The 19,609-nt window shown below is 63.8% G+C and carries 20 protein-coding genes; 9 read left to right on the forward strand and 11 right to left on the reverse strand.

Annotated elements, in window-relative coordinates; genetic code table 11:
- Positions 1–14: 14 nt before the first annotated feature.
- The 5 genes from ACHIRB_RS23010 to ACHIRB_RS23030 form a co-directional block, all read right to left on the reverse strand.
- Positions 15–1,547: a DUF4153 domain-containing protein gene (locus ACHIRB_RS23010; protein WP_395115216.1), complete on the reverse strand. Its 1,533-nt coding sequence runs from the start codon at positions 1,545–1,547 to the stop codon at positions 15–17.
- The gene (locus tag ACHIRB_RS23015; protein WP_395123435.1) at positions 1,544–2,608 is read right to left on the reverse strand and encodes a HAMP domain-containing sensor histidine kinase; all 1,065 of its coding nucleotides are present in this window, start codon (positions 2,606–2,608) and stop codon (positions 1,544–1,546) included. The genes ACHIRB_RS23010 and ACHIRB_RS23015 overlap by 4 nt, the downstream gene beginning before the upstream one ends.
- On the reverse strand, positions 2,605–3,309 hold the full coding sequence (locus ACHIRB_RS23020; protein WP_199704858.1) for a response regulator transcription factor: 705 nt from the start codon (positions 3,307–3,309) through the stop codon (positions 2,605–2,607). Before ACHIRB_RS23020 ends, ACHIRB_RS23015 begins: the two co-directional genes overlap by 4 nt.
- Before the next feature lie 81 nt (positions 3,310–3,390).
- Positions 3,391–4,425, reverse strand: coding sequence for an aspartate-semialdehyde dehydrogenase (locus tag ACHIRB_RS23025; protein ID WP_199704857.1), 1,035 nt, complete (start codon positions 4,423–4,425; stop codon positions 3,391–3,393).
- An 8-nt stretch (positions 4,426–4,433) separates the two neighbouring features.
- On the reverse strand, positions 4,434–5,699 hold the full coding sequence (locus tag ACHIRB_RS23030; RefSeq protein ID WP_199704856.1) for an aspartate kinase: 1,266 nt from the start codon (positions 5,697–5,699) through the stop codon (positions 4,434–4,436).
- Positions 5,700–5,870: 171 nt separating this feature from the next.
- Here ACHIRB_RS23030 and ACHIRB_RS23035 point away from each other — a divergent pair, with 171 nt between their 5' ends.
- The 3 genes from ACHIRB_RS23035 to ACHIRB_RS23045 are packed head-to-tail and all read left to right on the forward strand — an operon-like array spanning position 5,871 to position 8,488.
- Complete coding sequence (locus ACHIRB_RS23035) at positions 5,871–6,419, forward strand: helix-turn-helix domain-containing protein (protein ID WP_395123520.1); 549 nt, start codon at positions 5,871–5,873, stop codon at positions 6,417–6,419.
- Positions 6,412–7,257, forward strand: coding sequence for an SRPBCC domain-containing protein (locus tag ACHIRB_RS23040; RefSeq protein WP_395123434.1), 846 nt, complete (start codon positions 6,412–6,414; stop codon positions 7,255–7,257). The genes ACHIRB_RS23035 and ACHIRB_RS23040 overlap by 8 nt, the downstream gene beginning before the upstream one ends.
- Positions 7,258–7,279: 22 nt before the next feature.
- Positions 7,280–8,488 carry a low temperature requirement protein A gene (locus ACHIRB_RS23045; protein WP_395123433.1) on the forward strand — a complete coding sequence of 403 codons (1,209 nt, stop codon included), beginning with the start codon at positions 7,280–7,282 and terminating at the stop codon, positions 8,486–8,488.
- Here ACHIRB_RS23045 and ACHIRB_RS23050 read toward each other — a convergent pair.
- From ACHIRB_RS23050 to ACHIRB_RS23060, 3 genes are read right to left on the reverse strand one after another with little or no spacing between them, the layout of a single operon-like run.
- Positions 8,482–8,844, reverse strand: a complete 363-nt coding sequence (locus ACHIRB_RS23050) for a DUF8021 domain-containing protein (protein WP_395123432.1) — start codon at positions 8,842–8,844, stop codon at positions 8,482–8,484. The two genes, ACHIRB_RS23045 and ACHIRB_RS23050, sit on opposite strands and share 7 nt — an antisense overlap.
- A complete protein-coding gene (locus tag ACHIRB_RS23055; protein WP_395123431.1) occupies positions 8,841–9,641 on the reverse strand; it encodes an ion transporter in 801 nt (266 codons plus the stop codon). Before ACHIRB_RS23055 ends, ACHIRB_RS23050 begins: the two co-directional genes overlap by 4 nt.
- A 46-nt stretch (positions 9,642–9,687) precedes the next feature.
- The gene (locus ACHIRB_RS23060) at positions 9,688–10,452 is read right to left on the reverse strand and encodes a TetR family transcriptional regulator (RefSeq protein WP_395123430.1); all 765 of its coding nucleotides are present in this window, start codon (positions 10,450–10,452) and stop codon (positions 9,688–9,690) included.
- A gap of 307 nt (positions 10,453–10,759) precedes the next feature.
- Here ACHIRB_RS23060 and leuA point away from each other — a divergent pair, with 307 nt between their 5' ends.
- Together leuA and ACHIRB_RS23070 are read left to right on the forward strand one after the other, a co-directional pair.
- Positions 10,760–12,553 (forward strand): 2-isopropylmalate synthase, encoded by a 1,794-nt coding sequence (gene leuA / locus ACHIRB_RS23065; RefSeq protein ID WP_395123429.1) that lies wholly within the window; start codon positions 10,760–10,762, stop codon positions 12,551–12,553.
- A gap of 183 nt (positions 12,554–12,736) precedes the next feature.
- Entirely contained in the window at positions 12,737–14,182 is a 1,446-nt protein-coding gene (locus tag ACHIRB_RS23070) for a MinD/ParA family ATP-binding protein (RefSeq protein WP_395123428.1), read from the forward strand.
- Here ACHIRB_RS23070 and ACHIRB_RS23075 read toward each other — a convergent pair whose 3' ends face one another.
- Entirely contained in the window at positions 14,183–15,082 is a 900-nt protein-coding gene (locus ACHIRB_RS23075) for a LysR family transcriptional regulator (RefSeq protein ID WP_395123427.1), read from the reverse strand.
- A 148-nt stretch (positions 15,083–15,230) separates the two neighbouring features.
- On the opposite strand from ACHIRB_RS23075, the gene ACHIRB_RS23080 reads away from it, so the two are divergent.
- The 4 genes from ACHIRB_RS23080 to ACHIRB_RS23095 all read left to right on the forward strand — a co-directional run bounded on the left by ACHIRB_RS23080 (position 15,231) and on the right by ACHIRB_RS23095 (position 18,535).
- Positions 15,231–16,235, forward strand: a complete 1,005-nt coding sequence (locus ACHIRB_RS23080) for an EamA family transporter (RefSeq protein WP_395123426.1) — start codon at positions 15,231–15,233, stop codon at positions 16,233–16,235.
- Complete coding sequence (locus ACHIRB_RS23085; protein ID WP_395115230.1) at positions 16,222–17,478, forward strand: Mur ligase family protein; 1,257 nt, start codon at positions 16,222–16,224, stop codon at positions 17,476–17,478. The genes ACHIRB_RS23080 and ACHIRB_RS23085 overlap by 14 nt, the downstream gene beginning before the upstream one ends.
- Positions 17,471–18,190 (forward strand): type 1 glutamine amidotransferase, encoded by a 720-nt coding sequence (locus ACHIRB_RS23090; RefSeq protein ID WP_395115231.1) that lies wholly within the window; start codon positions 17,471–17,473, stop codon positions 18,188–18,190. The genes ACHIRB_RS23085 and ACHIRB_RS23090 overlap by 8 nt, the downstream gene beginning before the upstream one ends.
- A 129-nt stretch (positions 18,191–18,319) precedes the next feature.
- A complete protein-coding gene (locus tag ACHIRB_RS23095; protein WP_395115232.1) occupies positions 18,320–18,535 on the forward strand; it encodes a hypothetical protein in 216 nt (71 codons plus the stop codon).
- Positions 18,536–18,550: 15 nt separating this feature from the next.
- Here ACHIRB_RS23095 and recR read toward each other — a convergent pair whose 3' ends face one another.
- Both recR and ACHIRB_RS23105 read right to left on the reverse strand, forming a co-directional pair.
- Positions 18,551–19,159, reverse strand: a complete 609-nt coding sequence (gene recR, locus ACHIRB_RS23100; protein WP_395123425.1) for a recombination mediator RecR — start codon at positions 19,157–19,159, stop codon at positions 18,551–18,553.
- Between the two features lie 9 nt (positions 19,160–19,168).
- A complete protein-coding gene (locus ACHIRB_RS23105; RefSeq protein WP_395115234.1) occupies positions 19,169–19,513 on the reverse strand; it encodes a YbaB/EbfC family nucleoid-associated protein in 345 nt (114 codons plus the stop codon).
- Between the last annotated feature and the right edge of the window lie 96 nt (positions 19,514–19,609).

Consider the following 19,609-nt stretch of genomic DNA (forward strand, 5'->3'; position numbering starts at 1 on the left):
GCGCGACGAGCGGGTTATCTGCCGACTGTTGTCAGGCAGTTGCTGTCCCGCTTCGGTTGGTCGTCGAGCGTGCCCCGTGCGAGCGTCCGCGACAGGTTGAATTGGTACCAGGGCTCCGACTCGTCGAGTCGGTCAGCGGCGTTGGAGAGCAGGCACGATCGCATCGGTTCGGGCAGTCGGTCGAACTCGGGAACCGCGTCCGCGGACAACGTCGCCAGGAACGACACGTCGATCTTTCCGGTGGAGTCGTAGCGGTCGATGTTGCGATCGGCGATGTAGGCATCCGGATTCCACGCCGCCAACACGAGCAGGGCACCGGCGCCGGCGCCGACCACGGCTCGCGGCAACCACGGTGCCGACATCTTCACCCCTGCAACGCAAATCATCAGGAAGATCGATCCGAGCCACAGTTCGATGGTCGTCACGAGGATCCGCAACTCGGTGAAGCCGTAGGCCTGTTCGTAGGTCCACATGCGGAAGACAGCCGAACTCACGATCACCATCGACGAGACGCACAGGACCCCGATCAGCGACCGAGCGAGCGTGCGGTCCGACGACGACGCGCGTGGTGCCTTTCTGATCGCGACGGCGAGGACAAGCAGGATCAGCGCCGTCACGGCGAGAAGTTGCCAGAACCCTTGGCGCGCATACTCCGCGTACGTGAGGTTTTCAGTTCGCAGCACGTGCTCGCTGCCACCGAACAACACGGTGATCTGCACACCGACGAAGACCACGAAGAGCGCAGCGAGAACCGACAGCGGGACTGCCCACTCCCAGCGCTGCGCGGATTTCCCGGGTGCAGGCGCGATCGCGTCGAACTTCGGAGCGAATCGAACCAGGTAGGACGACGCAAGAACGAACACCATCGCGAAGACGCCGATGAAGACTTGGCCCGAGACGGTCGGAGCATCGAGGTCTGGCGTCACACCCGCAACGAGGTGAGCGAAGGCGGGATCAGCGCCGGCAAACAGCGCTCCGAACGCGCCGACCAATGCGACTGTCAACGCCGCCACACCGAGGATCCGCAGCTTGCGTCCACTCGTCTTGCCGCGCAGTAGGACTCGGACGCCACGAGTCGTCCAACCGAGCACTCGGGCGGGCAGCATCCAGACGACGAACGCGCCGAAGAAGATCGAGGTCCACGTTCGACCACCGACCAACGCGGTCCAACCCGCGCCCCAGGACGCAAGGATGCACAGCACGGTGAGCCAACTAGCGTCCCGGAATGCTGGAACGCTGAGCAACGCAAGGGTCAGTGCGATCCACACAGCTTCGGTAGCGGTCGGGCGTCGTCGCGCGGTTCCGAATGCGACGCCGAACACCAGAATCGCGGTCAACAGAAAGCCGATGCTCACGCTGTCGAAATGCCAGACGATGGAGCAGATCCAGCCGACCACCAGTGTCGCTGCGAGAACCTGCCACGATGCCGCCGCCGACTGCGTTGCGGGCCAAACCTTTTCGGGCCACATCGTCGCGCGCCGCACGGACACCGGCTGCGGCCCGAAAGGTGGTTGCGGTTTGCCGGGTTCTGTTACTGCAGTGGTCATTTCGTGTCACCTTCGCCGGAATGGGGCTGCCGTGTTGGAATGTGGCCTGATGGATCGTGGCCCGATGGGTCTTGGCCTGATGGAATGTGGACGCGGATACGGCAGCCGACGCTCTGGTCGACCACTTCGATCGTGCCGCCGTGCAATTCGACGGCCCACCGCGCAATGGCTAGACCGAGACCGGTCCCGCCGTCGGTGGATCCGCCGCGGATGAAACGTTCGAAGACCCGCTCCCGCTCGGCAGGTGCTATGCCCGGACCGTCGTCGGAGACGTCGATCTGCAGACCGTTGCGAGTGCTCTCGGCCTCGACCACAACGCGACTACCCGACGGCGCGTGGCGTGTCGCATTGTCGAGCAGATTTACGACGACCTGATGCAGACGCGCAGTGTCCCCCGTTGCGACGAGATCGGTTGGGGTCACTCGAATATGGGTCCGGACGTCGGCGTGTGTGTGCTCGACCGCTTCCCGAAGGAATTCGGCTACGTCGAAGGTGTCGAGGTCGAGCACTATTGCGCCTCCTTCCAGCTTCGACAGATCGAGCAGATCGCCGACAAGTCGGCCGAGCCTTTCGGTCTGCGAGAGCGCGGTCCGCATCGTTGCGGTGTCCGGTTCGGCGACGCCGTCGACCACGTTCTCCAATACCGCATGCAGAGCCGAGATCGGGGTTCGGAGTTCGTGCGATACGTTGCCGATCAATTCGCGTCGATACTGTTCCGCCGCAGCGAGATCCGCGGACATCGCATTGAAAGCCGCTGCCAGCTGGCCGACTTCGTCGCGTGAGGATGCGCGCACCCGAATGCTGTAGTCACCGCGTGCCATTGCCTGTGCGGCCGCTGTCATTTCGCGCAGTGGCGACGTCATCCCGTGTGCGAGTATCTGAGTCAGCACAAGCGCGACCACCAACGCCAGCAATAGCGCGTACCGAAACGGCCAATCAGCAACGAACCAGAAGGTCACGCTCGCCAACAGCAGCGCACCGCCGACAAGCACGCTGACCTTCGCCTTGAACGATGCCAGGGGGTCTAGCGGGCGCGGCAACCACGACCAACCGCGCGTCATCGCGGTAGCTCCAACGCGTAGCCGACACCGTGAACGGTACGGATCAGATCGCCGCCGAGCTTGCGCCGCAACGCTTTTACATGACTGTCGACGGTCCTACTCTCCCCCGCACTGCCCCACCCCCACACGTGCTCGAGCAAGGTCTCGCGGGCGACGACTGCTCGCGGACGCTCTGCCAAGAACAGCAGCAGATCGAATTCAGTTCTGGTCAGATGAATTTCACTCTCACCGCGTTGAACTCGACGCTCCTGCACATCGATTCGCACGTCACCGACCCGCATCACGTCAGCCGCCGCGGCAGCAGCACCGCGATCGGATCGTCTGAGCAACGCATGCACCCGCGCAACGAGTTCGCGCATACTGAACGGCTTGATCAGATAGTCGTCAGCTCCGACACCGAGTCCGATCAGCATGTCGGTCTCGTCGACTCGCGCAGTGACCATCAGCACCGGCACCGGCCGATCCGCCTGGATCCTGCGGCAGACTTCCAGTCCGTCGAAACCCGGCAACATCACATCGAGCACGACGAGATCGGGAACAAGGCGTTTGCTCGCCTCGACAGCCGACGGACCGTCTGCCGCAATGTCGACGTCGAATCCCTCCGCGCGCAACCTCGTCGCGATGGAATCGGAAATGATCGGTTCGTCGTCGACGACGAGAATTTGTCGTCTGCCCTGCTCAACCCTGCCCGGATCACTCATGGGGACGACTCTATGCAGCGGTCGTGGTGATCACGGTCGGGCGATGTGAAGATTCTGTGGAGGTCTCACCCCGTGCGAATCTCAGGACTGCGAGAGCAAGACCTCTGCGATTTGAATCGTGTTGAGCGCAGCTCCCTTTCGAAGGTTGTCGCCGGAGACGAACAGCGCGAGGCCACGTCCGTCCGGAACACCCGGATCCTGGCGAATGCGTCCTACGAACGATTCGTCGGCACCTGCTGCCTGCAGCGGAGTCGGCACATCGACCAATTTCACACCGGCAGCAGCGGCGAGCAGTTCTTGCGCACGCGCAACAGAGAGCGGCCGCTCGAATTCGGCGTTGATCGACAGCGAATGGCCCGTGAAGACCGGAACGCGCACACACGTGCCGCTGACCAGCAGGTCGGGTAGGCCGAGGATCTTGCGACTCTCGTTGCGTAGCTTCTGGTCTTCGTCGGTTTCACCACTGCCGTCGTCGACGATCGAACCCGCCAAGGGGAGCACGTTGAAGGCAATCGGCGCGACGTACTTGTTCGGCGCCGGGAACTCGACGGCACTGCCGTCCTTGACCAACTTCTCCGCGTCGTCGATCACGGCACGAGCCTGCGACGCAAGCTCTTCGACGCCGGCGAGCCCGCTACCCGACACCGCCTGGTAGCTGGACACGATCAGCCGCTTCAGACCTGCCTCGTCGTGCAGCACCTTGAGGACCGGCATTGCCGCCATGGTCGTGCAGTTGGGGTTGGCGATGATGCCCTTGACCAGATTGCGCGTCTGCTCCGGATTGACCTCGCTGACGACCAGCGGCACGTCGGGATCCTTGCGCCATGCCGACGAGTTGTCGATGACGGTCACGCCGGCCGCAGCGAACCGCGGTGCCTGCACACGCGACATGGTCGCGCCCGCCGAGAACAGCGCGATGTCCAGACCGGTCGGGTCCGCCGTCTCGGCGTCCTCGATGACGATGTCGGTGCCGCGCCACGGCAGCGTCTTACCTGCGGACCGCGACGATGCGAAAAACCGCACCTCGTCGGCGGGGAAATTACGTTCTTCGAGAAGTGTGCGCATCACAGCGCCGACCTGACCGGTCGCGCCGACTACGCCTACTCGTAAACCCATAACTGCTACTACCTTCCAGTTCCCGCATGCACGACGGCCTCTTCGTCGCCACCCAGGTCGAATGCTTCGTGCAACGCTCGAACAGCCTCGTCCAATTCCGTATCGCGGCACAGGACCGAAATTCGGATCTCGGAAGTGGAGATCAGGTCGATGTTGATGCCGGCTTCGGCAAGCGCTTCACAGAAGGTTGCCGTCACACCCGGGTGGCTCTTCATGCCTGCTCCGACGAGTGAAACCTTGCCGATGTGATCGTCGTACACGATGTTGGAGAAGCCGATTTCTTCCTGCAGCTTCGTCAACTTCTCCACCGCGAGCGGTCCGTCGGTCTTCGGCAGGGTGAAGGTGATGTCGGTCTTGCCGGTCTCGACCTTCGAAATGTTCTGCAGCACCATGTCGATGTTGATGTCCGCGTCGGCGACGGCACGAAAGACCCGTGCCGCGTAACCGGGCTGGTCCGACAGACCGACCACGGTGACCTTGGCCTCGCTGCGATCGTGCGCAACACCGGTGAGGATGGCTTCTTCCACGGGAATGTCCTCCATCGATCCGTAAACGTAGGTGCCTTGATTGTCCGTGTACGACGACCGGACGTGCACCTTCACGTGGTAGCGGCGGGCGTACTCGACGCACCGCAGGCCGAGCACCTTCGTGCCGCATGCTGCCATCTCGAGCATCTCTTCGAACGAGACACGGTCGAGCTTCTGCGCGTTGGGCGCGATGCGCGGGTCGGCGGTGTAGACGCCGTCGACGTCGCTGTAGATCTCGCACACGTCGGCGTCGAGTGCGGCCGCGAGTGCAACAGCCGTCGTATCCGAACCGCCACGACCGAGCGTCGTGACGTCCTTGCTGTCCTGGCTGACGCCTTGGAAGCCTGCAACGAGAACGATCGACCCTTGATCGAGCGCTGCGCGGACCCGGCCGGGCGTGACGTCGATGATCTTCGCCTTGCCGTGGGCACTTGTCGTGATCACGCCTGCCTGCGAACCGGTGAACGACCGCGCCTGCGCACCGAGCGACGAGATCGCCATCGCGACCAGCGCGCTCGAGATGCGTTCGCCCGAGGTGAGCAGCATGTCCAGCTCACGGGCCGGTGGTGATGGGCAGACCTGGGAGGCGAGGTCGAGCAGTTCGTCGGTTGTATCGCCCATCGCGGAGACGACGACGACGACATCGTTGCCGGCCTTCTTCGTCTCGACGATCCGTTCAGCGACGCGTCGGATGCGCTCGGCCGATTCGACCGACGATCCCCCGTACTTCTGGACGACGAGAGCCACGCGGATGTACCTCCGAATAAGTGCTGGTAACTGGGTTTCCAGCTTGTCAGCCTACCGAGAAGCCGACGCCGTGTGGCGGTCAGCCCCAGGCTGCTCGGTTCTTGTGCGGCCGGTCACCTATTGACAAAGCATGTTTTTATATTCAAAATCATTTTTGTTATGAGAGACGTCGTGTACTTGGAAAACATCGAGCAGGCCGAGTCCCTGCTCAAGCCGCAACGCATCGAGGTGCTGCGGCAACTGGCCGAGCCCAAAACCTGCACAGAAATCGCGCACGTACTGGGCCAGACGCCACAACGGGTCTACTACCAGGTCAAACGCCTGGTGGACGCCGGCCTCGTCGACCAGGTATCCGAACGCAAAGTCCGTGGCATCCACGAGGGGATCTACCAGGCGACCGCACGGTCCTACTGGTTGTCACCCCGGCTCGTCGGCCGGATTGGCCAGCGCAAAGTCCAAGACGAACTCAGCCTCGGCTACCTGCTCGACCTCATGGAAGACGTGCAAGCCGACGTGGCAGCGCTCGACCGGCGCCGACCGGAACTCCCGTCGATCGGAGTATCCGGCGAAATCCGAGTACCGACCGAGCACCGCCAGCAATTCCTCGCGGATTTGCAATCCACCCTGCAAGACCTGTTCACCCGCTACGGCGGCTCCGAAGGCGACGCCTTCAAACTCGCCGTCGCCTGCTACCCCAAAGGAGAAGAGAACGATGACTGAACCGATGATCGTGCGCGCACGAGTTGCAGCGCCAAAGGCAGCAGTCCTGCACGCATTGACCGATCCGGATACGTTGCGACGCTGGTTCGCCGAAGAAGTCGCGGTCGAGCTGCCGACCCGCTACGAATTCTGGGGCCGCTACACACCCGAGGGCGATGCCCCGCACCAAAAACTCACCCACGTCGACGACGACGGTCTCACCTTCACCTGGCTGCTCGACGGCGTCGAAACCACCACCTCGATCACCCTCGAAGCCGAAGCACCGGACACGACGATCATCGTGCTGTCGCAATCACACTTCGACGTCCAGGAAATGTTCGAAGGCAAGACGATTCGCGGCGTGCTGCAAACCTTCTGGGCCATGTCGCTCGCCAACCTCGTCGACCTGCTGGAGGGTCGCGAGCTCACAATGCGACACGACTTCGGTGATACCGAGTTCCGTGCCGAAACGCTCATCGACGCGACGCCCGCAGAGGTCTACGACTCGCTGATCGACACCGACAAGGTATCGACGTGGTTCGGCTACCCGATTTCGATCGAGCCGTGGGTCGGGGGTCGGTACGCGATGGGCGGCTTCGACGCGCCCTTCCCGCCCGCGAAGATTCTCGACCTCGAACCGAACCAGAAGGTAACCGTCGACTGGGGTGCTCCCGGCGTCCAGACGTGGGAGTTGGCCGAATCCGACGGCAAGACCCGACTCAGGTTCGTCCAGAGCGGTTTCGACACGACCAACCCACCACACGCATCGTGGCTCGGATCGGTTTCGGGGCTCGCGGAACTTCGCCGCTTCCACGAACTGACCGATTGGAAGCCCATCTGGATCAGCGAGCCGGCCTAGGCGGCCACATCGGTTGTGCGCCGTGAATACCCCCAAACGTGTACGGGTCCAGGCACTGTCCGAGCGCGGCACGGTTTCGCAGCTGGAACTGTTCTTCGATCTGGTGTTCGTATTCGCCCTCACCAGGGTCACCGACCTGCTCGCCGACAACACCAGCGCCGCCAACGTATTTCGGTCGGTACTCGTGCTCGCCGTGCTGTGGTGGAGTTGGGTCGGTTACTCCTGGCTCGGCAACGTCGCGCGCGCCGACGAGGGCATCGTGAAGGTTGCGGTATTCGCTGCCATGGGCGCGTCGTTCATCATCGCGCTTGCGCTGCCCGAGGCATTCGACGATCTACCAGGCGGGCTGTCCGGGCCGGTCGTCTTCGCAATCGGCTATTTCGTCGTTCGCGCAGTGCACGTCTCGGTCTTCTGGATCATCACCACGGACGAACCCCGGTTCCGCGCGACGGTCCTGCGCTGGCTCCCCTCGCTGGCCATCAGCACCACGCTGCTGCTCATCGCGTCGCAGACGACCGGGACGGTACAGACGCTGCTCTGGGTCGGCGCGCTCGTGGCGGACTACCTGGGCACCGTGTTGGCAGGCAATGGTTGGATCCTGCGATCTGTCACCCACTTCGCGGAACGCCACGGCCTGATCATCATCGTCGCCCTCGGCGAATCGATCGTTTCGATCGGCATCGGCGTCGTCAGCCTGCCGATCTCGTGGCCGATCATCATCGCGTCACTGCTGGGTCTGGCTGTATCAGCACTGATGTGGTGGGCCTATTTCGATGTCACCGCGCTCGCCGTGGAACACGAACTCGACAAGGCCAACGGGGCACTCCAGATCAAGATTGCGCGAAACTCGTACACGTTCGCGCACCTGCCGATGATCGTCGGCGTCATCGGCCTGTCACTCGGTCTCAAGAAGGTACTCAGCTACGTCGGCGACGACACCGACCACGATCTGACCGATCCGCTGTACGGCATCCCGATCTTCACCCTCTTCGGCGGGGTCGCGTTGTACATCGCGGCGCTGGTCTTCTTCAAGTGGTACGCGGTCCGGACGATCGCCGTGTCCCGCGTGATCACCATCGTCGTGTTGCTTGCGCTCATCCCGGTCGCTGCCGCGCTGCCCGCACTGGCCTCGCTCGGACTACTGACCGCTGTGCTCGCCGCGATGATCGCGTTCGAGACAACCCGATTCGCACAGCTGCGGGACGAGATCCGGCATCACGAAGCTCACTGACGTTTCTTCCGGAACGTGATCTTCGCGTCGATCCGGTGAATGAGAAGGTCGGACGCCGGAATGACGAAGTCCTCGGTGATGCGTACCGTCGCCAACTTGCGCCCGAACAAGCCGGCGTCGAGCAGATACTCGGTATGTACGACATCGCCGTCGACAACGGCATCCAGCTTGCGGACACCCATGATCACCCGGTACTGGGGTCCACGGGAAAGGCTGCGCTGCAAGTGCTTACCCGAACGACCGGTCTTGACCCCGACCTCGTAGCGGACCGCGCCTTGGGCAAAGGGAACGGACTTTCCGTCGTGGGAAACGAGGGCGTCTATGTAGCTGCGCGCTACCGCGATCTGGTCGGTCATACCGGTGATTTTGCACCGCGCTTCGCTGCGTCCTTACCTCGGACAGCCATCTTTATTTGATCGACGTTCTCGCGTATCGCGTCGGACACCAACTCGTCGGTTCGGGGGTCCGCCAGCACCTGCAACATGATCCGGAACGTGGTGTCCGTTGCCAGACCGATGATGTCGTCGTGGAACGGGATGAACTTCAGCCGGCCCGCCTGGGGGTCGCGTTTGATCTGCTCGAGGATCATGTTGTCGAGCTCGACTCGATTCTCCTCGAGCGCGCGGGCGATGTTGCCCGTGTAGTGCCCGGTCTGCAACACGTCGCCGACCTCGTCGAGGACCGCAACGGTGATCGGCCGCTTGATCGCTTCGACGATCGTGCCGACGAATTTGTTGACGATCGCTGCCGTGATGCGCTCACCGAATGCGCGGTCGGCCATACGTCCGAGTCGGGCGAGAACGACGATGATCCGCAACAACCTGAACGAGCGAAAGGCCGGGTCCGACACGGGGATCATGCCGAGCACCTCGTACCAGTACTTCGCTGGGAAGATCCAGCCCTCGCCCGATTTACGCCAGCGGTAGGCGAACTCGATCGCGAAGATCGCACAGACCGCGTAGTCGGTGTAGATGACCCAGTGCACGATGTCGGGGTCGACGGTCCAGAAGGTGATCCATCCGAGCAAGATGACGGAGACCAGCGCCAACAGCAACATCGCCCAGTCGATCAGCTTGACCGGAGGCTTCCTCGGGTAAGGCCGCAGCGCCTCCGCAGGCTTCTCGAGGGATACCGGCTTCTTCGATCCGCGCATCACCGCTCCTCACGTCGAATTCCGATCGTAGGTGCGGATACCGCAATCAGCTGGCGATCATGCCTGGCTGCCATGCCGTGTCGATGAGATCGCCGAGATCTATGACCGTCGCCGCACGCCCGGCCGGGCTGTCGAGCACGGTGTCGATATAGGTGATCGTCTGCGCGCGAAGCAGGCTGTCGATGCGACCGATCTTCAGCACATTGGCCGACATTCGTCGCTCGTCCAAGGTGACCGCAATAGCACTCGGGCGCGGCCGAACAACGTCGATCAACAACTCGAGTGCACCGTTGACCTGCGGCGCGATCGTAATCGGCACCACGATGTGAGCTGCGACGTTCTTGCGCATCCGACCGACGACGATCACGATCTGCAAGCTGACCGGCACCCGCGCATGCAGCGTTCTGTTCGGCCCCTGCACGACTTCGATGGTGCCGACTCGGCCTTGTGCGACTGCCTTTGCACGTTGTCCTGGACCGACGCCGATCGGCCCGATCGAGAATGTCTCGCCCATCAATTCTGCGATGACGGTCCGAATGCGTTCGGGGCTGGCCGCACGGTCGACGAACGAATCGGTGAAGGATTCGGGAACAGAGGTGGGAGGCTCGGCGACTACCGGACGGGTCCCCTGCTGCAGACCCAGCGCCACCCGCAGGTCGTGCATCGAGTCGAAGTGGCGATACATCGAGGTCGGCGTCGTCCCGAGCGCACGCGCGACTTCGCGCAACGAGACGGTCGCCGGGTCGCGGTCGCCCAGCCAGGTGCGCGCGGCCTCGACTACGGCCTGCTTGGTTTCGGGAGTAGCCTTCACGAATCTGAGTGTACAGGCGTGCACTGAATTCTGGAATACTTTTGCCTATGACGCTGAGCGACCATTCGTTGACTTTTGGAACGGGATCCCGTCCCAAAATGTCGAGGATGGGCGCTCAGCGTGCATGGCTTCGGTATTGCCTGTTCTGCGCTCGAGCCCCCATGTAGACTTCGAAACTATGCAGCGGGCGCTCCTCCTTGATTGCCGCGGCGGGGTCTGATCCAGACCGGCTTCCCGTCGCGGGGTCCAGTCGCGCCGGTCGATCCATAAGTACGGACGACCCGTCCCCCAAATCTCGGAGTCAGACATGTCACCCGCAGACGCCTTCACTTCCGGTTCGCGCACGATCAATCCGCCGACCCGCCCAGCTCCCGCCGACCAGCCGGCGTGGAACCCCCAGAAGAACTCCTCGATGCCGACTTTCCGGTATCGTCCCTTCGCCGAAGAGGTCGAAACGGTCGCAGTTGCCGACCGCACCTGGCCCGACAAGGTCATCGACCGAGCACCGATGTGGTGTGCGGTCGACCTCCGCGACGGCAACCAGGCGCTGATCGATCCGATGAGCCCGGCACGCAAACGGCGGATGTTCGAGCTGCTCGTGCGAATGGGTTACAAGGAGATCGAGGTCGGCTTCCCGTCGGCCAGCCAGACCGATTTCGACTTCGTACGCGAGATCATCGAAGAGAACGCCATCCCCGACGACGTCACAATTCAGGTCCTGACGCAGTGTCGCCCGGAACTGATCGAGCGCACTTTCGTAGCATGCGCCGGTGCTCCCAAGGTGATCGTCCACTTCTACAACTCGACGTCGATCCTGCAGCGCCGCGTCGTATTTCGCGCCGACCGTGACGCGATCAAGAAGATCGCGACCGACGCTGCGCACAAGTGTCTCGCCGAGCAAGCCAAGTTCCCGGACACCGAGTGGCGTTACGAATACTCGCCGGAGTCCTACACGGGTACCGAACTCTCCTTCGCCAGGGAGGTCTGCGACGCCGTCACCGAGATCATCGCGCCGACGCCGTCGAATCCGATGATCATCAATCTGCCCGCAACGGTCGAGATGGCGACAGCGAATGTCTATGCCGACTCGATCGAGTGGATGAGCCGGAATCTGGCTCGTCGCGAATCGGTAGTCCTGTCGCTGCATCCACACAACGACCGCGGAACTGCTGTCGCTGCAGCCGAATTGGGCTATCAGGCCGGCGCGGACCGCATCGAGGGCTGCCTGTTCGGCAACGGCGAGCGCACCGGAAACGTCTGCCTGGTGACGCTGGGGATGAACCTGTTCTCCCGTGGCGTCGACCCGCAGATCGACTTCTCCAACATCGACGAGATCCGCCGCACGGTCGAATACTGCAACCAACTGCCCGTTCCGGAGCGCCATCCCTACGGCGGCGATCTGGTCTACACCGCTTTCTCCGGAAGCCACCAGGACGCGATCAACAAGGGCCTGGACGCGATGAAGTTCGATGCCGACGCACTGGACGCCGACGTCGACGACATTCTGTGGCAGGTTCCGTATCTGCCGATCGACCCGAAGGACGTCGGCCGCACCTACGAGGCCGTGATTCGCGTGAATTCGCAGTCCGGCAAGGGTGGCGTCGCCTACATCATGAATTCCGACCACGGCCTCGCGCTGCCGCGGCGACTGCAGATCGAGTTCTCCCGTGCGATCCAGCAAATCACCGATGGCGAGGGCGGTGAGGTGAGCTCGAAGGAGATGTGGGACGTCTTCGCGAACGAATACCTGCATCGCCTGCTGCCCCTGGAGCGAATTCGGCAGAAGGTCACGGCATCGGAGACCGACGACGGCATCGACTCGATCACAGCGGTGGTGAAGGTCGACGGCAAAGAGCAGGAGATCTCGGGATCCGGCGACGGACCGCTCTCCGCATTTGTGGACGCGCTCGCCAGTATCGGCATCGACGTTCGGGTGCTCGACTATTCGGAGCACGCAATGACATCGGGCGTCGACTCCCAAGCCGCCGCATACGTCGAGTGCGCCATCGGCGACAAGGTCGTGTGGGGTGTCGGGATCGCGACGTCCATCACGACGGCGTCGCTGCGTGCGGTTGTATCGGCCGTGAACAGGGCAGTCTGAGCGGTAAGCAACATATTCGAAGGGAGCCGGCAGCCGCCGGCTCCCTTTCGTTGTCAGGATGCTGGAAAATAGCTGGTTCTGCCTGCTCGATCTCGCTCGAATCACTCGAATTCGCCAACGAGTGTTAGCCTGGTCGCCGCAATACCAGCACGAACAGACGTGTCACATTCTCGGGGGGAATCCGTGAGCAACGATTACAGTCCGTCCACGCCGCCGTGGCTCCAGAACGAGCCGCCCAGCAAGCGGAATGGCCACTCCACGCAGGCTCGCGCGGAATCCGAACCACAGCGACCCCCAGCACCCCCGACGCCCCCGGCGCAGCGGCCGGAGCAGTTCCAGCACAACGAACAGCAGCCGCAGCCCAATTCCGGGCAGTACCCGCAAGCACCCAGCAACTGGCAGCAGAACGGCTTCGGACCGCCACCGCAACATGCGGAGCAGCAGCCGGTCCAGCAGCCCGCCCACCAGTCGTTCGACGCAGATCAGCTACCGCGTGAGCGAGCCGAGATCAGCTCCGACGGCACCGTCCGGCGCGTTCCCTTCCAGGAAGATCGCGTCGCGCAGATGTACCAGGCGCCGCCAGAGGGCCAGCAGCAGAACGGCCCTGTCTACAGCTGGGCACCGCCTGCCGCGGCGCAGCAGCCACCGCCGCAGCTTCAGTGGCAGGGCGGTCCCCCGCCGCAGCACGCACCGCAGCCACCCGCGTCGGTCAACGACCTGAGTCTGTTACGCCGCGCAAAGCGCCCGCCCCGCAGCGGCTGGCGTCTCGCGCTGCACAAGGCATCGGGTAAGTCGATCAACCCGGGCGAATCGCCTGCCGATATCGCGCACCGTGAACTTGTCGACCGCGTCAATCAGCCGGTCCGCGGCGACTACCGAATTGCGATCCTGTCGCTCAAGGGCGGCGTCGGCAAAACGACGACGACCGTCGGTCTCGGCTCGACGTTCTCATCGTTACGTGGCGACCGCGTCATTGCCATCGACGCAAACCCGGACCTGGGGACCCTCGCGCACCGGGTTCCGAAGCAGACCAATTCGACGGTGCGAAATCTGCTCGACGACAAGAGCATTCACCGTTATTCCGATGTCCGCGCGCATACCTCGCAGGCTCCGAGCCGCCTCGAGGTACTGGCAAGCGAGCAGGATCCGGCAGTATCGGAGGCCTTCAGCGAGGCGGACTACCGCGCGGCGATCGGCATCTTGCAGTCGTACTACAACATCATCCTGACCGACTGCGGCACCGGCTTGATGCACTCGGCGATGACAGGTGTGCTCGACATGGCGAGTTCGCTCGTACTGGTCACCTCCCCCGCCATCGACGGCGCCCGCAGCGCATCGGCGACGCTGGACTGGCTTGAGCACCACGGCTACGGCAAGCTCGTCGAGCGGACGGTTGTCGTGGTGAACTCGTCGCGTCGCGGGGCAAGCTCGATCGACATCGACCAGCTGCGCAAGCTGTTCCTCGATCGCACCCGCGCGGTGCAGGTCATTCCGTTCGACGATCACCTCGCCGAGGGCGCCGAGATCGACCTGGAACTGGTCAGCAAACCGACCCGCCGCGCGTTGCTCGAGTTGGCCGCGATGGTTGCCGACGAGTTCGCGTTCACAAGTGCGCGGCAACCCGAGTAGTCACCGCGCGGCGTCGACGGACGCGGCCGCAGCGACGAACGCGTCGAGCACCGCAGCTATCGCAGGTCGCCGATCGGCGTAGCGCCGAGTCGCCAGTTCGTAGCTACGCCCGGCGCGCACTCCGGTGAACGGCAGCACGACGACGTTCGGGTTGCCGACGGCGTGACGAGGCATCAACGCAACTCCGAACCCGGCTGCGACGACTGCTTCGATCACCTTGAAGTCGTTGAGCCGCTGGGTAACTCGCGGTTGCACGCCGGTTACCGCAGCGATCGACAGCAACACGTCGTCGACAGGGAATCCACCGCGGACGCTGATCCAGTTCTCGTCTACGAGGTCGGTAAGCGAGACCGATGTACCACTCGCGAGCGGATGTGTCTTCGCCAGCACGAGGTCGATCGGTTCGCGCAGGATTGTGCGGGAGGCGACGCGATCCGAACTGATCGCGGGCGCACGGTCGTCGCGGTGGGTGAGCACAACGTCGTAGTCGGCGAGCAGTCGCGGTACCGCCGATGACGGCAGGTCTTCGTCGCCTGCTTCGATGACGACTCCCGTTCCCGCCATCGCGGTGAGGACCAGCGGCAGTAGGAGCGAAGCACCGGAGGGGAACATTGCGACGCGCACCCTGCCTCGCGGCGAACCGCGATAGGACTCCATCTCGGCCGATGCGCGATCCAGGGCCGCCAGCACGTCCTCGGCGCGCAAGACGAGGGCGTTACCTGCATCGGTGAGACGGACGCGACGCCCGTCCGGCTCCAACAGGGTGACCCCGGCTTCCCGCGCAAGAATCTTGAGTTGCTGTGACACCGCCGATGGCGTCATCGACAACGCCGCTGCGGTCGCGGCGACGGTGCCACGATCAGCAAGCTCGCGAAGCACGCGCAGCCTCTGTGTGTCCACCAAACCTCCTCAGGCCGCATGCGGGTCGTGAGTCCTTTCGGTGTGTGGGCCCTCCAAAAAGACGCACGAGCGATAACGTAGCGAAGCTACATTATCGCCTAAGTATTATTCGATTGTTCTGATGGTTTGCGGCCCGCACGATGGGATCATGACCACCCGCGACCGCCTGCTTGCCCTGACCGTCGTACTGCTCTGGGGTCTCAACTTCCTCGCACTTCGCGCCGGACTCGACCGCTTTCCGCCGTTCTTCTTCGCCGGGCTGCGTTTTCTGGTCATCGCCATCCCGGTTGTGCTGTTCGTTCCTCGCCCGAAGGTGCCGCTGAAGTGGCTGCTGCTCTACGGCGCCGGCTTCGGCATCGCGCAGTTCGCGTTCCTGTTCACCGCGATGAACACGGGTATGCCAACCGGGCTCGCCTCGCTGGTCCTGCAATCGTCGGCACCGTTCACCGTCGTCCTCGGTGTGCTGCTACTCGGCGAGAAGTTCAACAGACGCCAGCTGATCGGCCTCGCAGTTGCGTTGTGCGGGATGGTGGCGATCGGTTGGGACCGTGCACAGCACGCGACCCTGCTGCCCGTGTTCCTGACCCTGCTGGCCGGTCTCGGCTGGGCCTTCGGCAACCTTGGCTCGCGGCTGGCCAAGCCCGAGCACCCGATGCGGCTGACCCTCTGGATGGCAGTGGTTCCCCCGCTCCCACTGCTCGCGATCTCGGCAGCCGTCGAGGGACCGACAACCGGTTGGCGCGACCTCGCCAACTCTTTCGACGCAGACGGTTCGATCGGTCTGATCGCGCTCACCTACACAGTGATCCTCGGCACGATCGCCGGCTCCGGACTGTGGACCTACCTGATGACCCGCTACCCCGCCGGCATCGTTGCACCCTTCTCCCTGCTGGTCCCGGTCGTCGGGATTGCGGTTGCCTGGTTCGTTCTCGGCGAGGAACCGACAGTCCTCACCGTGATCGGTGGAGTCGTCGTCATCACCGGCGCCATGGCCGCGACACCTCGCATGCCGAAACCACCGGTCGTTGTCCTTGCCGACCCGGTGCCGGTGCGAGTGCCGGTGTCGGTGCCGGTGCCGGTGCCGAACCCCACACTCGGGTGGCCAACGTCGGCCGACCTACTTGTGCCAAACTCGGCGAATGCTCGATCGTGAAACCAGAAAGCGGATTTCTCCGCGCGGCCGCTTCGCCCTCCGCACCGCACAGGCCGCATCGTGGGCGTCGCAGAAAGCCGGACGTGGCAAAGGCTCCATGATCGGCGGCCTGATCGCACTCAAGATCGACAAGTCGATCATGGGCCAGCTCGGCGAAGGTCGGCGCACGGTCGTGGTGACCGGAACGAACGGCAAATCGACGACGACGCGGATGACGGCAGCTGCGCTCGCGACGGTCGGCGACGTCGCGACGCAGGCTGACGGCGCGAACATGGACGCAGGCATAGTGGCTGCACTCACCGCCAACCAGACCGCGCGCCTCGCTGCGCTCGAGGTCGACGAACTGCACGTCCCGCACGTCTGCGACGCCGTGAAACCCGAGGTAGTAGTCCTTTTGAACCTCAGCCGCGACCAGCTCGACCGCGTCGGCGAGATCAACATGATCGAGCGCAGACTCCGCGCAGGCCTCGAACGCCATCCGGAGACGACGGTTGTCGCCAACTGCGACGACGTCTTGATGACGTCCGCCGCCTACGACGCCGCCAAAGTTGTCTGGGTCGCCGCAGGCGGTGGCTGGGCAAGCGACTCGGTCAGCTGCCCGCGGACCGGCGAGCCGATCGTCTGGGACGGTCCACACTGGCGAAGTACCGGGTCCGATTTCGCTCGGCCGACGCCCGACTGGTGGCTCGACGACAACAACCTCTACGGCCCGGACGGCCTGACGATTCCGATGCAGCTGACGCTGCCGGGTAAAGCGAACCGCGGCAACGCCGCACAGGCAGTCGCGGCAGCAGTCGTCCTCGGCGCGGACCCGACCGCAGCCGTCGCAGCCGCAGCGTCCGTGCAAGAGGTGGCCGGTCGCTACAGCACCGTCCAGGTCGGACCGCACAACGTCAGGATGCTGCTGGCGAAGAACCCCGCAGGCTGGCAAGAGGCGTTGTCTATGATCGATCACTCAGTCGACGGTCTGGTGATCTCCGTGAACGGCCAGGTGCCCGACGGCGAGGATCTGTCGTGGCTGTGGGACGTACGTTTCGAGCATTTCGAAGGCGTTCAGGTGGTTGCATCCGGTGAGCGCGCGACCGACCTCGCAGTGCGGTTGACCTACGCCGGTGTCGAGCACACAACCGTGCCGGATCCGGTGCGTGCCATCGCATCCTGTCCCGCGGGCCGCGTCGAGGTGCTGGCCAACTACACCTCGTTCCGCGACCTCAACCGTGCATTGGAGACCGGCCGTGGCTGACTCGACCGTTCGTATCGGCCTCGTCCTCCCCGACGTCATGGGCACCTACGGCGATGGCGGCAACGCGCTGATCCTGCGTCAGCGGCTACGGCTCCGCGGTTACGACGCTGAGGTTGTCGAGATCACGTTGAGCGACCCCGTTCCCGAGTCGCTGGACCTGTATACCCTTGGCGGAGCCGAAGATTCGGCACAACGGCTCGCTACGCGTCATCTGCAGAAATATCCAGGTCTGCAACGCGCCGCCGAACGAGGCACACCGGTCCTCGCGATCTGCGCTGCGATCCAGGTACTCGGACGCTGGTACGAGACGTCGAGCGGAGAACGGGTCGACGGCGTCGAGATGCTCGACTGCACGACCGCACCGCAGGCGACACGCTCGATCGGCGAGGTACTCACCAAGCCGACCATCGACGGCCTCACCGCGGCACTGACCGGCTTCGAAAACCATCGCGGCGGAACCTCGTTGGGTCCAGCGGCGACCGGCCTTGCCCGGGTGACCCACGGTGTCGGCAACGGCGTCGGCGACGGACTCGAGGGTGTCGTCCAGGGCTCGGTGATCGGCACCTACATGCATGGTCCGGCGTTGGCCCGCAATCCCGAACTCGCCGACCTCCTGTTGAGCCGCGCGCTCGGCGTCGACGAACTTCCGCCGCTCGATCTCCCCGAGGTCGAGAAGCTACGCAAAGAACGGCTCGCCGCCGGACGGCGCTGATCGGCTTCTCGATCGTCGACCGGGGCTGACCGAAGAGGCAGCTGGCAACGCATGCTGCTTCATGATCACGAACGAACACACCCCCTGAGGTCCGCAGTGCCGCTGGCGTGCGGTGGTACTACGGAACGTATGGAATGTATTTCCTGCCAAACCGGAAGCGATCACTGCCACGGCACACTCATCGTGCACGTCGACGGCATGTTCGGCCGAAACAAGATCGAGTGCACGCAAGAAGACTGCGTCGACCGCCTACTCGCGCGGCACGGCTTCATCGTCGACTGCGTCGATCTCGCCGGCGGCTGCGGTTGTGCGGCCACCGCTACCGGCTACAGACGCGCCGGCTGACCGCTTCGGTTCGCCTCACATCGCCCGCCGACCCGACAGCGCGCGCCCAAGGGTGAGCTCGTCAGCGAATTCGAGATCGCCACCCATCGGCAAACCGGACGCGAGCCTCGTCACCGAAAGTCCGGGGAACACGCGCAGCATACGAACCAGGTAGGTGGCCGTCGCTTCGCCTTCGGTGTTCGGATCGGTCGCGATGATGACCTCGGAGACGTCGACGCCGTCGTCCTGATTTCCGATGCGGGCGAGCAACTCTCGGATCCGCAGTTGGTCAGGGCCGATTCCGCTCAGTGGATCGAGCGCACCACCGAGTACGTGATACCTACCGCGGAACTCGCGCGTACGTTCCACTGCCTGAACATCTTTCGGTTCCTCGACCACGCAGATCATCGTGCGATCGCGACGCGGATCCGAGCAGATGCGGCACATCTCCTTGTCCGATACGGTCCCGCACACCATGCAGAACTGCACCCCGTCACGCACCTTCTGCAGGGCGCCCTGCAGCCGATCGATCTCGGGTGGCTCCACGGACAGCAGGTGAAAGGCGATGCGCTGTGCGCTCTTCGGGCCGATACCGGGCAGTTTGCCGAGCTCGTCGATCAGATCCTGAACTGGACCTTCGTACACGCTCGCCCGCTAGAATCCGGGCAGGCCGGGAAGTCCACCGCCGCCGCCGAGAGCGCCCGCGAGTGGGCCGAGTTTACTTTCCGCGACCTGCTGAGCCTGCGTGTTCGCATCGGAGATCGCACCGATGACGAGGTCCTGCAAAGTTTCGACGTCGTCCGGATCGACCACCTTCGGATCGATCGTCAGCGCCACCAACTCACCACTGCCCTTGACGGTCGCAGTGACAAGTCCGCCACCGGCCTGACCCGTCACTTCGGTCTCCGCAATTTCCACCTGCGCCGCCATCAGCTGCTGCTGCATCTGCTGCGCCTGCGCCAGAATCTGCGCCATATCGGGCTGTCCACCTGGTTGCACGATGCCGCTCCCTTTCGTTCAACGGCGGTGCCGTCGTCCATTCACGTCACAAGCCAGCGTAGACGTTGCCTCGCCGCAGCCCACGACGCCGCGACC

Source organism: Antrihabitans spumae (assembly GCF_043944905.1).
GTDB classification, from domain to species: Bacteria; Actinomycetota; Actinomycetes; order Mycobacteriales; family Mycobacteriaceae; genus Antrihabitans; species Antrihabitans spumae.